Raw genomic sequence first — 15,426 nt, forward strand, 5'->3', positions numbered from 1 at the left:
TTTGATTATTAGGCGTTTTCTTCTCGTCTATCTTTTCTCTTATTAAGTGAGAACTCCAAACCTCTTTAATAATTAATGAAATTTAAGGTTTACATATACGGTGGCACTTGCATAGATGTTTTAAATAATCCCTTAGAATCTGATATGGATACGTTACTTGATAGTTGGCTATCTACAATGAAATATTTAGAACCAGCACAAGCGATGGCTATACCAAGTTTTGATGAGGATCGGAGGGGTGTATCCTTTTCTCCAAATGTTTCTGGGAAGGATTATCTGAAAAGTTAAAAGAAACGAGGTCGTAATTAGACTGGAATTTACATAAAAGCTCAGATGATGTAATTAGTTATTTCGGATAAACGTGATGTGGTTTGTTAGGAGGTGAAGTTAAATGAGAAATGACTTAACATGGCCAGTACCGGATGAGCCAGTTTCAGCAGAATATATAAACAATGTGGGAAAAGAGATAGGCTATATATTTCCATGTGACTATGTAGAATGTGCTACAAATAATAATGGTTCGGCTGTGTTACCTTATAAATTTGAAATAGGCACGATAACAAAGGTATTTGGAACTTTACTTACTTATGATGTGGATAGTAGTGAGTATATCGTTAAAGTATATAATCAGTATATTTCTACTCTACCAAATGCATTGGTGCCATTCGCATTTGATCCAGCAGGAAATTTAATTTGCTTTGATTATAAAAATCATGAAGAAGATCCAATTGTCGTCTTTTGGGAACATGAGGGGGCATGGGAAAAGGAAACATTGATGGAAAGTGAAGGGATTACGGCTGAGGAAGCAGAGGAAGTAGCGAGAGAAAATGTATTCTATATTGCTAATAATTTTACGGAGTTTTTAAATAAGTTACATGATTAATAATATTATTCATATGAAATGGTTCGTATAAATGTAAGCAGCAATAAAAGGCGGGAGAATGATGGAATTAGAGCATTTAAAAAAAGATATTTGGTATGGAGAAATTTCTAATCATACAATTGAAACTCTTAAGTCTAACTTAAGGGATAGTGCAACAGAGAAAGAATCCTTTATTTTAATTAGCGAATTGTTAAAGTTAGGTGATTTCTCTGTAAAGGGGTTACTAATTGAACTTATGAATAGTACTCGAAATGAGCTTGTTTTACATTTATGCACTAGACTATTTTGTTCAGTAGCTACTCACGATGATTTATTAGAAACGAATAATTTGAAATTCCTTTCAAGTGCTTCAGAGGATGGAGTTCATAATTTTGTAGTAAGTGCTGGTGAAACTCTTTCATATCATGTAGTACCATATCTTTTAGCGTTACTAGAAGAGTGGGAAGATACCTTTGTTGAAAAAGCTATAAGAAATGAACTTTCATGGATGCTTGGAATTGAGGACGAGTATTATGAAGTACCGTTAGAAGAATTTAATGAAGCTTATTCTGTTTTTATCGAAAATAACGATACGCAAGAATATTATTATCGTAATAGACTATCTTTTCCTGGAGATTTGGCAAAGGAGTTAGTTTCGGAAGTTATGAGTTCTTTAAGAGATAGAACTACTTATAATGTTGTTACTATACCTTCCATTTTATCAATTTGGAGTGGAATCAAATGTCCTATTCAATACGATACGATAATAACAAATGAAAAAAATAGAGAGTTGATGTCATATATTGATGTTCTAACAAAGAAAGAATGGAAGATTGGTAAAAAGTATTTTTATGGACATGTAGTCGTATAAGAAAACGATACATGTGATGAATATAAAACATTCTATGGCCCCCTGTTAAGGAGTGATTTTTACTATAACGGAAAGCTTTAATTGTTGTTTAGGGGTGAATAAAATTGGAGAATATGATGGATGTACTAAGTAAAAAATACGTATTAGAGCATGGAATAAATTTTGATGAGGAACTTTGGTTTACCTCATCCAGTGATGAAGTGCTAGATAAGCCAGAAGATAAGAATGGGAAACCTTTTACTGGTTTAGCATATGAGTTATATGAAAATGGCAACCTAGCGTATTATTGTTACTATAAAGATGGTTTTAAAGAAGGGGATTATGTTAAGTTTTATCAGAGCGGAAAAGTGAAAACTACGAATTTCATGATAAAAGGACAGACAAGAGGGATACGGAAAATTTGGTATGAATGCGAAGTACTCAAATATGAAGGAGAATTTAAGTTTGGTATTTGTTTACATTATACAGAATGGGATAAACATGGGGATGTAATTAGAAAAAAAGTTGCACCGACAAAAGAGGAATTAGCATTCATCAACCGATGCTCTAAACGAGAAGATAATCCATTGATATAAAAATTACAATATGTTATTTGATAACATATTGGGCAGTTTGTAAAATTATTTAAGAGTAAATAACCATGGGGTGATGGAACTTGGTGAGAAAAGTAGAATGGCAATTTGCTGATGAAGCTGTAAATGAAGATCTTGTAAGAGAGATTAGTAATAAAATAGGCTTTAAATTTCCAATTGATTATATAAAATGTGTAGCTGTAAATAATGGTGCCAATGTAGAGCCAGAATTATTTAATGTGAATAATCACGAAAGAATTTTTGGTACTTTATTATCTTTTAATGAAAATAGTGATGAATATATAGTTGATGTATATAGTGATTTTATTAATATATTACCTAAAGAATTATTTCCTTTTGCGTTTGACCCAGCAGGAAATTTAATTTGCTTTGATTATAAAAATCATGAAGAAGATCCAATTGTCGTCTTTTGGGAACATGAGGGGGCATGGGAAAAGGAAACATTGATGGAAAGCGAAGGGATTACGGTTAAGGAAGCAGAGGAAGTAGCGAGAGAAAATGTATTTTTTGTGGCTAATCATTTTACGGAGTTTTTAAATAAGTTACATGATTAGAAGAAGTTAAATCGTAAAAAGGAAATAGTAAAGAAGATAGTGGGATGAAAAATACATATAAGCAGTGGGCGATAAAAAGCATTAAAGGATAAAATAGATGAGAAATTGTTGTTGGCAGGGAAAATGTGTATTTTATATAGAGTAAAAGGCGGAGTATAATGAAAATATGGAAAATTAATTCACAGTATGATCAATTAGAGTGTGAGAATGAAGAAGGACAAGAAATTTTTAATAACTATTTTCAAGGTCAATCAGTAATTAATACGTGGAATCCATTGCAAATGAAACTTTTAAATGAGGGGGAACCATCAGATTTATTAAGTGAAATACCACTTGTTTTTACAAAAAAAGCGATAGAAGTAGTATTTGATTTAATTAAAAGGAAAGTTGAAATTCTTCCACTTGTTCATGAACGATATGAATGTTATGCAATAAATGTATTAAATGTATTAGATTGTATTGATTATGAGAATGCGGACCCTGATGATTTTGGTGGATTTGATAAATTTGCTTTTATTACAGAGAAAATTAGGGGGGAGCATATTTTTTGTGCATTGAATACAAAGCATAAATATGGGGATTTTCCGATTGTATCTGTACAAACTTTCGTATCAAACGAATTTAAAGAGAGAGTTGCAAAAAGTGAACTAAAAGGATTTGAGTTTGAATTAGTATGGGAATCTGATGAGAAAAATGATGAACAAAAAATAGAAAATAATCCAATGATACGTCCAACGTCAATAGAAGATTTTAAGTCACATATTCAGCTGCATTATGGAATGATTACGAATCATATAGAAGCAAATACAAAAATGATTACCGATGTAGAATTATATGATGTTGGACCAAATAAAATGGTTGATTGTCATACAGTAGTAACGTATCGAAATAGCTATTTCCGTATGCCAGCTCCATCGAGTGTAGATAGTGGTTATGCAGAGCTTGTCATGCATCTACCGAAGGATTGGGATGTATCAGTATCCGCTTTGGTGAGTTCGAAATACAGTTGGCCTTTACGTCTTTTACAAGAATTTGGAGAAATGACAAGGGAATATGGATTAGGGCAATGGCTTATATTTCCGAATCAATTAGATGAAGGCAAGGGAGATTACAATGCGTCAATTCATCCATATAGTAAAGAGACGGAATTTTCTGGTGTAATGATTGTGCCACCAATTCCACAGTGTTCAGGGGCATTCAAAATGGAATTTCGTGAAGATGGTAAAAGAATAGAGGGTGACTGGCCGGTATACTTCCATACATTATTACCATTATATAAAGAAGAAATCCATTGTTATTACACAGATGGACTTGATGTATTATTACAAAAATTAATGAAAAATGGCGTTGAAGCAGCATTTGACTTTAATCGAGAGAATACGTGTAAATAAGGCAGGATCGATTGAAGAGATTTGTAGTGGAAAAGTAATAAGAATCGCTATATAACTTTATTATTAGTATTAAGGTGGGATATGAAATCCAATTATTTTTCAATTATTAATAATTCAGTAGGAAATGAAATCCTATTAATCTATAGTAGAATTTATTCAAATAATGAAACGGTATGAGGAGAGTGAAGGGAGAGAATTTAGGTATATACAGATAGGATTTATCTCTTCGGAAGATAAGGCTATTATTTTTGATAATGAAACAGGAGAAGTATTAATAGAAAACTTTGAAACAGAAGAAAAGGAGTTTCTTTCTAATTCCCTAGTTGAGTTGATAAGTAATTTAAAAATGGAGCAGAGATAATAATATGATATGCAGGAGGATAAAATGATCTCACCACAAGATTTTTTAGTGAATTGGAATGAAGAAATATACGGTTTAATTCATTATAATGAAAAAATCATTCACTCGTTTTCCTTCTCGAAAGAAACGAAAGACTTCTTAATTAAAGCAGGTTTTCCCGAGTCTGCTCCTCCATTTCTTACATTTGAATCTGCAGATAACGGTGGCGGGATAAGGTTGAGCGAGATACAAAATGAATTAGGTACGATGTATGATAAGTTTATATACTTTGGATTTACTGATAGTGGAAATCCAATCTGTATTGATGAATCTAAATCACAACTCGTATATATAGATTATGACAATAAAAATAAAGTCGTTCTTATAAATAGTACGATAGAGAAGTTTGCAGAATCTTTACTTGTCTATGTGGAATTTATAAGAGAAGTAAAGGCTGCCAATGGAAGAAAGGCTTATATTGAAAAAAATATACCTAAAGGTTTGGTGGAGTGGATTTCTAGTGCACTTCGAAAAATTGATGCAGCTGCTTTAACGGAAGGATGTTTTTGGACAGAGGAACTAGGGAGTTTTAGTGAATAAGTGTAGATAATACTAGATGGTATTTTTAATGTTGAAAAAATAAAAATACATTTAGTAACCCAATTAAATCTTAAAAGATATAAACACATCAAGAAGGTGAAAAAATGATACTACCAGAGGAGTTTCGAGAGAAATGGGATGTTAATAAAGATGGCCCACTCATTACATTTCCTGAAAAAGAATTAATAAATAAAAACTTTTCAGCTGAAGTGAAACGATTTTTGTCTATAGGAGGCTTACCGGAAACACCGCCACCATATTTAGAATTTACTTCATCTCAGTCTTTCGTAAGGTCTATTATAAATGTATTTCAAATGCCAGAAGAGTTTCGAAAATATTGATATTTAGGAACAACAAGTTCTGGAGATCCAATTTGTATAATTGAAAAACAAGAAAAAATAGTATTTCTAAATAATAGTGATGCGTATAAAGAAGTGTTTATGAATTCTTCTATACAACAATTTGCAGCATGTTTATTAGTATATTCAAAAATGATTGATAAGGCAGTAGAGATAAATGGTGAGGATGCCTTCATCGATAATAATATACCAGAGTGTACAATAAGTTGGTTGAAGGAAGAATTGAAAAAAATTGATGATAATTGTATGGAAAAGGGTTCTTTTTGGTGTATGGAAATTGAGAGCTTATATGAATAATTGGAAGTGAAAAGGGGATGTTTCGGTATTTTTATAGTTGTAAAAAGTTATTCTAAAAGGGGTATGTTGGGTGAATCATAGACGCAAGAAAAAGAAACCGAAACAAATAAGAAAAGAAGCTGTTCGGATAAAACCGATAGTAGAAGAAGAAAAACCACTAAAGAAGAGTAGCAACAAGTTGGTCGATATTCTCCTAGGTATTCTTCTTTTTCCAATTCTTATATGGGCTGTCTTGGAAGGTTGTACAACACAAGTAAGCAAAGGGAAGACTTTCCTTATTATCGTTTTCTTTCTCTTAATTGCAATAGGGTTATCTATGATAGGAAACGAATAAGGGGGAAATTCAGATGTTTAAGAAGAGGGAGAAAAAAAACATTTACGTTAGACTTGTAAACACACAAGGGGGAATTATTCGAGAGTTTGATTGTACAGAAAAAGACTTGCGAAAAGTAAAAGAAAATGGTGCTGAAATTCGTGTGGTTGGAGATAACTCATATGAGATGGTAGCAACCGATGAACAACTAGAAAAATTAGCAAGAGTCGAAGCGGAAATCGAAGCAGAAATTAAGGCATGGGAAGACGCTTTAAATGAGAGTTTGGATGAACGCGAAGAAAGAGAAGCAAGACAAAAGGAATTGAAAGCAAAGAATAAATGGAGTACAAAGAAGAAGGTAATCGTATTTGGGCTGATATTCTTTGTATTTATCGGATTATCTATTATCGAGGGGTATCAGAATAGTAAACTAGTTGAAGAAGGTACATCATTACATGCAGAAATTGTAGGTAGGCATGTAGAGGAGGAATTCATATTTACACACCCAACATTAGTAGTTGAGGTAGACGGTAAAAAGCATAATGTATGGGTAAGTGAAGAGACATATAACGGAGCAGAGTGGTTAGGTAGACTAAAAGTCATTAAAACAAAAGATGGTAAAGTGGAGAAAGACCCTAGATATGAGGGTGAAGACTTAATCACGAGTTATTAAGAGACTATATACGATTCCTATAGGAGTAGAAGGAAATGGTTTACTCAGTAAATTTTGAAGGTGGAGATGAATTACTTTTAAATGGAGAATTAAAGGAGAGTTGGCCAACATTTTATGTGTTTTTGAAAGAGTATTTCAAATGTTAAGTGTTGATGGAAGTTAACAATAAGCAGGGACACCTTAGTAATAAGTGCGAGAGGAATGACGGATAAATGAGAGTGAATGATTCAGTTTTTGGAGAGATTGAATATAATTATGCTTGGGCTAAGTGTATGCCTATAACTTTTATAGGTAATGTAACTGAGATTGATTTGATGATAGATGGTGAAGAAGATGGGAGGTTTGATGAAGGGCAGTATGTAGCGTATCAATCATTAATAAAAAATTGGGAAGAGGTACAAATAAGTTTACTACAGTCTATATTAGATTATTACAAACAAAGGCGATGTGAATTAGGATATGATATTGGAGTGCGAGAAAATTATCCATTAGTTGAAACAACTGATCAAATACTAGAGATGATCGGTTTAGAGGGTATTGTTGTTCCGTATGCAGATATTACGGAAGGACGAGAGGTTGGAATTACATTTAATTGTACGTGGGATATAGAAAATGGTGTAGGAGTTCGTTTATTAAATGAAAAGGTAATGGAAGTAGGTTATCAGGATATTATTTTTTAATATAAGTTAAAAGTAAATGAGGGGATATATAACCTGAATGAAAAAGGTGTCAATATTTCTCGAATTGACACCCAGGTATGAATCTTTTTAACATCTTACATACTTACGTTTGAAACCCATTCTTCCTCTATCAAGTTCTTTCTGAATACTCTCTGTAGCATTAAGCAAACTGCTTTTTTTATTATCACGTTTGATTTCAACTATACCAACTTCTTTTGCAATTTCGACTGCTTTTTCGTGTAGTGGTACATATGAAATTGCTACCGTGTTTAGGAAATTATTCATAGCGGATTTTGTTCGTTCTGGCGAATGATGAATTGTATCTTTCACCATTTCAAGCATATTGGAAATTTTACTTTCGGAAAATTCATTGTCTTTGCGATTTCCTAAAAGCCAACAGTAGCAACTCCAGCCGGCAGACATTTTAAGCTCGTCCCCACTCGCAATCCATTGATCAGCAACGTCTTGTGCAATATTTGACTCCGATAAAGTTACTGCTACAACATAATCAGATAGCATATAAAAATAAGCCCCATCTATCCAACGGTTAAAATCCGATTCACTCATAGCTTTTGGGTCGGCAATAATGCCTGCAAAATACATAGCATCGTAGTTGCCTGTGGCATAAAGTTCTTCAGCTAATTCTTGATTTAATTTTATTTTTTTAGCGATTGGTTTCATGGCACCTGTAGCTACGCCAAAAACTGGTTCGTGCGCACCGTTAGATATGTATATTTTTTTCGTTCTTTCCTTACCTAGAGCCTCAAGTTCTTGCATAACTGTTTTAAAATCCATAGCTGTGCACTTCCTTCCTTCATGTAAAAGCCTTTTTAAGTCTTTCATATTTCTTATGTTAATACTAATTGTATTCAAGAGGTATGTCTACTTTCTAAAGGCATCGAAACTTGGTTTGATTTTTGAATACAATAAATTGTATTTTATTGTAAATGAAAACAGAGCTTATTGAGAAGGTGGTATAATATAGAAAAAAGTGGGCGGTAAAAATATGGATAAGATTCAATTTGCGAAAAGGATTAGAGAGTCTGTAAAAAGTGGTCAATTGGACACGTTAAGAGATTTGCTTGGCAAAAATCCAGAAATGTTATCGTATGTCACACCATTTGGTACGTGGTTACATGTAGCGGCGGCCTATGGGAATTTAGAAATAATAGAATATTTAATCCATTCAGGGATAGATATTCATGCAAAGTGTGGGTCTTTTTCTACAAATGCACTTGAAAGAGCAGCTACGAAAGGGCATTTACATATTGCAGAGTACTTTATTAAACATCAAGTTGAAATGGATACTAGTGAACCGGATCGAAATCCTCTGTTTGCTGCCATATATAGTGGGCATTTTGAGATTGTTAAATTGCTAATTATGAATGGGATAGATATAACGATAAAATATTCTGGTAATAATATGAAAGAAATGGACGCTTATATGTTTGCTGTTGAAAGAGGGGAGATGGAAATTGCAGAGTATGTAAAGCGTAAGTTGAATGAGAATATATATTCATAATGGAGGACGCTATTAATGGAAGTACATGGAATGGTTTCAATATGGTTGGGTAACATGAAAACGCAAGATCAATTGGATACATATATGGATATTACGTATGATGAAGAAGGAGACGCTATACCAGCAAGATTTTTTGTTGATTTTAATATAGATATGATTGATGTAGATGAGGATTTTATTGAAAAGGAAGTGTTAGAAGAAGCAAGTGAAGACATTTCTATGTTATTAACGGGATGTTCATATGATGATAAAATATTATCTCGAATTAACGAAGTAGTTAAATTAAATAAATCCTATAATTCTATCGTTTTAATTTATAATTTTCAGTATGACAATTCGGTTAGTAATTTTGAAGGCTTTGATTTTGTAACTGCAACAAGCTATCTATAATGGTAAGAAGGTCACTGTAAGGTAAGGAAGAATGAAAAGTATGTATAGTTTTTCCAATAAATATTTGGTATGATGGTGAATGGGAAAAATATACAAGTTGTTAGTGGCTCATAAAAGGGGGGAGCGAATTGAAAAGAACGCCTGAATTCGTATTAGGTTTAATTGGTGGCATTTTGGGAATTATTATTTCCATACTATTAATAGTTGTAGCGTTTAATAGTATGGAAGGTTTTGATTACGAACTTTTAGCTTATTACTCTATTATTTTAACGGTTCAAATAGGGTTGCTTATTTTATCGTGTTTAGTAAACAAGGTTAATAATAAAGTTTATGGAGTTTGTATGATTGCGATTCCTATAGTTATGTTATTTATGTCATTATTCTTTTTACTTATTCCGACAATTTTACAAATTATATCTGGTTCATTTGCATTTAGAACATTAAAGTTAGAATCGAATGTAGGATAAATATAATAGTTTGCGTCTGAATATTCGGTTTTTTTAATGTTTTTGTTTGCAGTTCAAATTAACATAAGGTACAAGTTGTACGCTTTAGGAGGAGAAATAAATGATTATTTGGTCTGGTTGGGGTTTTTTAGTCGCAATTATTGTAATTATTAATACTCTTTTGGGTAATGTTATCTTTGAATCTATAACAGGAGATACTACATATTTTCAAGACCATAGTTGGCCAATGGCGGTAATGTTTATTATATCAGGGGTTATGTCTTGGTATTTGGGTAAATATATTAATAAACCAGATGGGAAAGTTTATATAGATGCTGAAACTGGTGAAAAAGTTATGTTTAACAAAAAACACTCACTATTTTTTATAAAAATGGAATATTGGGGACCGATTCTAGGAGTTATTGCGATTGTAACTTTAATTACAAGATAAAAAAAGAGGCTGGGTATAGTAAGAATAATCGATTGAAGTAAAAGGGGAAATTAGTCATGAATGTAAAGAAACTACTAGGGGTAGCAGTTCCGGTCATGTTGTTATTTGGTTGTGGAGTGTCTGAGAAAACGAACACTTCTAAACAGGAGAAAACGGAAGAGTCTAAAGTAAAAGAATCGAAGTCTAATAGTAAGAAAGAAAAGGTTTCAAAGGAAGACTATCCGAATAAAGTGTATACATTAGGGGTAGAGTTTGATAAGTTGTTTGCGGAGCATAACAATATTACAAGAGAGGTTTTTGACGGTAAGAAAAAGAAATCAGATGTAGTAGATAGTGTGAAAGAATTAAATAAAATGTTAGATAAATTCGAGTCGATAGATCCCCCTGCAGAGTATGTAAATCAACAAAAGGATTTTGAAAAAGCAATTGGTTATTTTAGAGATTCTTTTTCTTTAATAAATGAAGTATTCACCCGAAAAGAAAAAAGAGAAAAAGGCGATAAAACTGATAAAGAGTTAATCGAAAAATCCGAAAAGTTAGTGAAAGAAGGAGATATTTACTGGCTTAAGGCATTCAAAGATCTTGAAGGGGATATTAAAATCAGTGACGGTACAGTATCTGTGAAAGATTTGAAAGAGTTAGATAAGAAAGCTGGAATTAATACGGATAACGTTATGAAGAATGTGAAAGATGGTACGGAATTAATCGGTAATTGGGGATTCAAAGGAGCAGACGGTTTCATTATGTCACTCATTCTAAAAGGTGATAAGACATTTGAAACGTATGGTAAAGGTGAGTATCCAAATAAAAAGAATTATATTGAAGGAACTTGGGAATATGATAAGGAAGCTTTTACAATCTATTTACATCTCAATAAACGTTTAGTAGACGGTGTAGAAGATACAATTCAAAAAAAGAAAATAACATATAAAGTTCAAGATTATGATGGGAAAAACTTGCGATTATTTAATGAGACGTCATTCAATACAATTAAGTATGTGAAGCAAAGTTAAAGTTATGTAGGGACTAGGTTTAAATGGCATAGTCCTTAATTAAAGTGTGATTATGTAAATAATAGGTTATCTTTGGTTCTGTCTACTTAGTATCATGTTATTGTTTAATAAGGTAATAAATGAAATTTAAACTTAAGCATGTGAGGTTGGTTACAAATGATAAAGAAATTTACTAGAGTAGTAGTAACTGCAGTTATGCCAATCGGTCTTATTGCGGGTTGTGGAACTGCTGAAAAAACTGAAGCAAAAGAGCCGAAAGCGGTACAAGCGGAGAAAAAGGATTATACGGATTACTCATATGGTAGCAAAGGTATATTAGTAAGCGGAAAAGCGAAAGAACGTCTACAATACGAGGTTGGGTATATGGATGATAACAAGTTAATTGGGATCGATGAAAATATTGAGGACTGTATTATTTTAGATAATAAAGATGAAGCAGGTTACATTTGGAAACAAATAGAGCACGGATCTATTATTGAAGTGCAATATGGTAAGGACCGCAAAGACATCGTAGGGGTACAATTAGTAGGAGATCGTAAGCCATACGAAATTAGTGATAAGTTTGATCGAAATACGATAAATGAGATTGTCGGACAAGTTAAAGGTAATTTGTAATAGATGTATTTCGCTAGTATATGATCTATTATCATGAAATGGCGAATCACATACATAAAAGTTTGGAATCAACGGCATTTTTTATATGAAAATGCCGTTGATTTATTTTAAAAAGTAAAGGGTATTCTATAGTCTTGTAGAAAAACACATATTAAAAAATATACTTATGAATTAGTCTTCTTTTAGTTGTGATGATCGTCGTAAGGTCATTGCCCAAAATAAAAGAGCACAAGCACTAACGGATGCACCTAATATACAAACTCCGTTCCATCCGTAGCTTGCATAAATGTTTGTGGAAAGAATTGCACCTGTTGCACTGCCGATAGAATAAAAAATCATGTAACTGGCAGTGAGGCGACTTCTCGCTTCTGGACGCACTGTGAAAAGTATACTTTGATTGGTGACATGTACAGCTTGCACAGCTAAATCTAAAAGGATAACACCGATAACTAGTAGGAATAGAGAATGGTTCATTAATTTAATTAGGAGCCATGAAAGTAATAATAAGGATAAGGCTATGCCAGTAGTTCTCTCTCCGAATCCGCGATCAGCAAGTTGTCCGGCTTTAGTGGCAGCTAATGCACCAGCAACTCCAGCAAGACCAAATGCTCCGATAGCTGTATGTGATAGATTATATGGTGCAACACTTAGAGGTAAAACTAATGAAGTCCATAAAATACTGAATGAAGTAAAAATAAGCAATGCTAATATTCCGCGAATACGTAAGATCCTTTCTTCTACAAATAATAAGAGAACAGAACGTAATAATTTACGATAGGTCATAGCTGTTTTTTTATGTTCAAGACTAGGTAAATTACGATATAACAAACCAATTACGAAGAGCATAAGTACAGCAGAGGTAAGATAAACGGAACGCCATCCCGCTAGATCTGTTAATGTTCCGGCAAATGTACGTGCAAGTAGAATTCCTATTACGACACCACTCGTGACGAAACCTACTATTCGCCCACGGTCTTTTGGGTTAGCTAAAATGGATGCGTATGCGACGAGTGTCTGCGTAACAGTCGCAAGAATTCCGACTAAGGCCATACCTATAAAAAGTACGGTACTTGAAGGAGCGACTCCGACCACAATTAAAGCGAAAACGGATAAAAGCATTTGAACAATGATAAGTCTTTTTTGGTTTAACAAATCACCAAGTGGAACTAATAAAAGTAATCCGAGTGCATAACAAACTTGAGTAATCGTAATAACGACACCAATAGTTGAATGGTTGATCTTAAACGCATTTGATAAAGAATCAAGTAGAGGATGAGCGAAGTATATATTCGCCACAGCCATCCCGCAAGCTATTGAAAATAATAGAGTTATATAGCGGGGCATGATTGTATTGATAGGTGATTGGAACTGATCATTATTCTGTGTAAGAGCAGCTGTCATTTTTTCTTTAGTATCCATAATATCATCTCCTTTTGTTATTAAAATAATGTACCGAACGGTATGTTATTTCGTAAGTCAAATATAATCAGGGATAAGTTGCTATGTCAAGTGAATTGTAAATTAAATTCAGTTTCTTTTGACATATCATTTATAATTTAATACGATATATAATATACTGATTAGTACATAAAAACGTGATTTATAATTTAGAAAACAGGTGAAAAAAGAGGAGGGATTAAATGGCTCGACTACGTGAATTTGATAAAGAAAAAGCTTTGGATGCTGCTATGCAACTTTTTTGGGAGAAAGGATACGCTGCTACTTCATTAAGTGATCTAACTGCTAAAATGGAAATACAAAGACCGAGTTTATATGCGGCATTTGGTGATAAAGAAGGGCTATTTGAAGCTGCATTACGGAGATACACGAATATACACGCAGCTAGCATTCGAACAAAACTTCAAAAAGAACAATCTGTAAAAGAGGCCATTCGTATATTTTTTGAAAATATGGTGGAAGAGGGATATAAAAAAGAATCAAATAAAGGCTGTTTTTGTATTAACACAATGGTGGAATTTGCTCCTCATAATGAAAAATTTGAAGTGCTGACTAGAGAACATCAAATGTATCTTTCAGTTATATTTCAAGAATTAATTACTAAAGGAATTCAGTCTGGAGAACTGCAAAGTGATGTGAATGCTAAAGCATTGGCACAAACGCTAGTTACTTCATTAATTGGATTAACGGTGTTAATGAAATCTCGCCCAGAACGTTCAGTTGTAGATAATTCGGTATGTATCATATTATCGTTACTAAAATAAATGTAACAGAATTGTATTTCAATCAACTATGTCGATTATAGACACTTTTATTTATAAGCTTTTAACTTTAAGCACTGAATTGTCTACGAAGGCAACAAGTGCTTTTTATTTTTGTGTAAATATGAGCAGGTGAATCATAATGGTTGTCTGCAATATATGAAGATTGTTGGAGACATTTGTAATTAGACATCAGATAAGAGGGGAATGAAAACACTATATAAGCCCCTTCGAAGTCCCTTATAAGCACCTACCAAGTAATAAATCACTAAGAAAAAACAAAACAAAAACAACTACAAGAACAAAACAAGCGCGAAAAAATAAAACCGGCGTAGTAGTAGTAAAAAAATTTGGAACTCGAATGCCAAAACCGTTACCTCATTCCTATATTTATATTGAAGGATTGGAATTTTCCTTTTTACTAGTAAAGGGCGGGAGGAAAACTGATGGCGGTGTACCGTAATGTGCAGGTGAACTTTTGGCAAGATGAATTCATATTAGATTTAACGCCAGAAGAGCGTTATTTTTACATATATTTGTTAACTGGTACGAAAACGAAGCAATGTGGTATTTACATATTACCGAAGCGTTTGGCAGAGCTTGAAACTGGTTACAGTATGGAGACTGTTGAGAAGTTATTGAACCGGTTTGTGGAATACGGGAAGATTTTATATGATGCGGAAACGAAAGAGTTATTCATTATAAATTGGTTACACTATAATCCTATTTTTAATACGAACATAGAGAAATGTGTATTACGTGAGCTGAAAATGGTGAAAAGTAAAGAGTTCCTACATAAGTTTTTACGTAAATGTCTTGAAGAAGAATGCAAGATTCCATTATTACTTCAGTATTTTGGTATGCCAGAGGAAGAGGTTGATAGTAATTCACAACAAGTAATTATTCAAGAGAAGGAAGAGGTAGAAAGAGTAGAGGATGCCACTCCGCATAGTGAAGTTTATAAATTTTACGAACAAAACATTAGTAGTCTATCTCCATATATCGCGAAGGAATTAAAGGAATGGATGCAAAGAGATTCAGGAGATAAAGTACTAGAGGCACTTAAAATTGCGTTTGAAAATAATAAGGGGACACTTGCTTATGTGAAGGGGATTTTGAGGAATTGGTGTAAGAAAGGACGAGTAAGCTTTAATAAAGGAAAGGAAATAGTGCGTAAGAGAGAAGTATTCAGTTTGTATGATCCATAGCATGAGCAAGTAATGATTTCTTCTTTTCT

20 protein-coding genes and 3 pseudogenes are annotated in these 15,426 nt (G+C 33.0%); 21 read left to right on the forward strand and 2 right to left on the reverse strand.

The window, feature by feature from the left end:
• Positions 1-96 precede the first annotated feature (96 nt).
• From BG05_RS15670 to BG05_RS15725, 13 genes and pseudogenes are all read left to right on the forward strand, one after another.
• Positions 97-288 (forward strand): annotated as a pseudogene (locus BG05_RS15670) (hypothetical protein); the annotation flags it as partial.
• Positions 289-391: 103 nt separating this feature from the next.
• Positions 392-883, forward strand: coding sequence for an SMI1/KNR4 family protein (locus BG05_RS15675; protein ID WP_003190289.1), 492 nt, complete (start codon positions 392-394; stop codon positions 881-883).
• A 61-nt stretch (positions 884-944) separates the two neighbouring features.
• Positions 945-1,733, forward strand: a complete 789-nt coding sequence (gene imm47 / locus BG05_RS15680) for an Imm47 family immunity protein (RefSeq protein WP_016127282.1) — start codon at positions 945-947, stop codon at positions 1,731-1,733.
• 116 nt (positions 1,734-1,849) lie between these two features.
• Entirely contained in the window at positions 1,850-2,308 is a 459-nt protein-coding gene (locus BG05_RS15685) for a toxin-antitoxin system YwqK family antitoxin (RefSeq protein ID WP_003190293.1), read from the forward strand.
• A gap of 83 nt (positions 2,309-2,391) precedes the next feature.
• Positions 2,392-2,880 (forward strand): SMI1/KNR4 family protein, encoded by a 489-nt coding sequence (locus tag BG05_RS15690; RefSeq protein WP_003190296.1) that lies wholly within the window; start codon positions 2,392-2,394, stop codon positions 2,878-2,880.
• Between the two features lie 158 nt (positions 2,881-3,038).
• Positions 3,039-4,271, forward strand: coding sequence for a suppressor of fused domain protein (locus BG05_RS15695; protein WP_003190298.1), 1,233 nt, complete (start codon positions 3,039-3,041; stop codon positions 4,269-4,271).
• Between the two features lie 163 nt (positions 4,272-4,434).
• Positions 4,435-4,632, forward strand: coding sequence for a SecY-interacting protein Syd (locus BG05_RS15700; protein ID WP_003190300.1), 198 nt, complete (start codon positions 4,435-4,437; stop codon positions 4,630-4,632).
• Between the two features lie 24 nt (positions 4,633-4,656).
• On the forward strand, positions 4,657-5,211 hold the full coding sequence (locus BG05_RS15705) for an SUKH-4 family immunity protein (RefSeq protein WP_016127280.1): 555 nt from the start codon (positions 4,657-4,659) through the stop codon (positions 5,209-5,211).
• Between the two features lie 104 nt (positions 5,212-5,315).
• Positions 5,316-5,867 (forward strand): annotated as a pseudogene (locus BG05_RS31990) (SUKH-4 family immunity protein).
• A gap of 70 nt (positions 5,868-5,937) precedes the next feature.
• A complete protein-coding gene (locus tag BG05_RS15715; RefSeq protein ID WP_003190308.1) occupies positions 5,938-6,201 on the forward strand; it encodes a hypothetical protein in 264 nt (87 codons plus the stop codon).
• Between the two features lie 13 nt (positions 6,202-6,214).
• Positions 6,215-6,853 carry a hypothetical protein gene (locus BG05_RS15720; protein WP_003190309.1) on the forward strand — a complete coding sequence of 213 codons (639 nt, stop codon included), beginning with the start codon at positions 6,215-6,217 and terminating at the stop codon, positions 6,851-6,853.
• A 32-nt stretch (positions 6,854-6,885) separates the two neighbouring features.
• A pseudogene (locus tag BG05_RS31995) lies at positions 6,886-6,999 on the forward strand (SMI1/KNR4 family protein); the annotation flags it as partial.
• Between the two features lie 66 nt (positions 7,000-7,065).
• Positions 7,066-7,533, forward strand: coding sequence for a DUF6985 domain-containing protein (locus BG05_RS15725; RefSeq protein ID WP_003190311.1), 468 nt, complete (start codon positions 7,066-7,068; stop codon positions 7,531-7,533).
• A gap of 87 nt (positions 7,534-7,620) precedes the next feature.
• Here the strand turns inward: BG05_RS15725 and BG05_RS15730 are convergent, their stop codons facing one another.
• Entirely contained in the window at positions 7,621-8,328 is a 708-nt protein-coding gene (locus tag BG05_RS15730; protein WP_016127278.1) for a DNA alkylation repair protein, read from the reverse strand.
• 211 nt (positions 8,329-8,539) lie between these two features.
• On the opposite strand from BG05_RS15730, the gene BG05_RS15735 reads away from it, so the two are divergent.
• The 6 genes from BG05_RS15735 to BG05_RS15760 all read left to right on the forward strand — a co-directional run bounded on the left by BG05_RS15735 (position 8,540) and on the right by BG05_RS15760 (position 11,970).
• On the forward strand, positions 8,540-9,055 hold the full coding sequence (locus BG05_RS15735; protein ID WP_016127277.1) for an ankyrin repeat domain-containing protein: 516 nt from the start codon (positions 8,540-8,542) through the stop codon (positions 9,053-9,055).
• A 15-nt stretch (positions 9,056-9,070) separates the two neighbouring features.
• On the forward strand, positions 9,071-9,445 hold the full coding sequence (locus tag BG05_RS15740; protein ID WP_003190318.1) for an immunity 22 family protein: 375 nt from the start codon (positions 9,071-9,073) through the stop codon (positions 9,443-9,445).
• Positions 9,446-9,573: 128 nt separating this feature from the next.
• Positions 9,574-9,912: a DUF4064 domain-containing protein gene (locus tag BG05_RS15745; protein WP_003190321.1), complete on the forward strand. Its 339-nt coding sequence runs from the start codon at positions 9,574-9,576 to the stop codon at positions 9,910-9,912.
• 100 nt (positions 9,913-10,012) lie between these two features.
• Entirely contained in the window at positions 10,013-10,342 is a 330-nt protein-coding gene (locus tag BG05_RS15750) for a hypothetical protein (protein ID WP_016127274.1), read from the forward strand.
• Positions 10,343-10,398: 56 nt separating this feature from the next.
• The gene (locus BG05_RS15755; RefSeq protein ID WP_003190324.1) at positions 10,399-11,355 is read left to right on the forward strand and encodes a DUF3994 domain-containing protein; all 957 of its coding nucleotides are present in this window, start codon (positions 10,399-10,401) and stop codon (positions 11,353-11,355) included.
• A gap of 156 nt (positions 11,356-11,511) precedes the next feature.
• Positions 11,512-11,970: a hypothetical protein gene (locus BG05_RS15760; protein WP_003190326.1), complete on the forward strand. Its 459-nt coding sequence runs from the start codon at positions 11,512-11,514 to the stop codon at positions 11,968-11,970.
• A 171-nt stretch (positions 11,971-12,141) separates the two neighbouring features.
• Here the strand turns inward: BG05_RS15760 and BG05_RS15765 are convergent, their stop codons facing one another.
• Positions 12,142-13,389, reverse strand: coding sequence for an MFS transporter (locus BG05_RS15765; protein WP_003190328.1), 1,248 nt, complete (start codon positions 13,387-13,389; stop codon positions 12,142-12,144).
• A 221-nt stretch (positions 13,390-13,610) separates the two neighbouring features.
• On the opposite strand from BG05_RS15765, the gene BG05_RS15770 reads away from it, so the two are divergent.
• The gene (locus BG05_RS15770) at positions 13,611-14,192 is read left to right on the forward strand and encodes a TetR/AcrR family transcriptional regulator (protein WP_003190330.1); all 582 of its coding nucleotides are present in this window, start codon (positions 13,611-13,613) and stop codon (positions 14,190-14,192) included.
• A 443-nt stretch (positions 14,193-14,635) separates the two neighbouring features.
• Positions 14,636-15,397, forward strand: a complete 762-nt coding sequence (locus BG05_RS15775; protein ID WP_003190331.1) for a DnaD domain-containing protein — start codon at positions 14,636-14,638, stop codon at positions 15,395-15,397.
• The last annotated feature ends 29 nt before the right edge of the window (positions 15,398-15,426 follow it).

This window comes from Bacillus mycoides (assembly GCF_000832605.1).
In the GTDB taxonomy this organism is placed as follows: Bacteria; Bacillota; Bacilli; order Bacillales; family Bacillaceae_G; genus Bacillus_A; species Bacillus_A mycoides.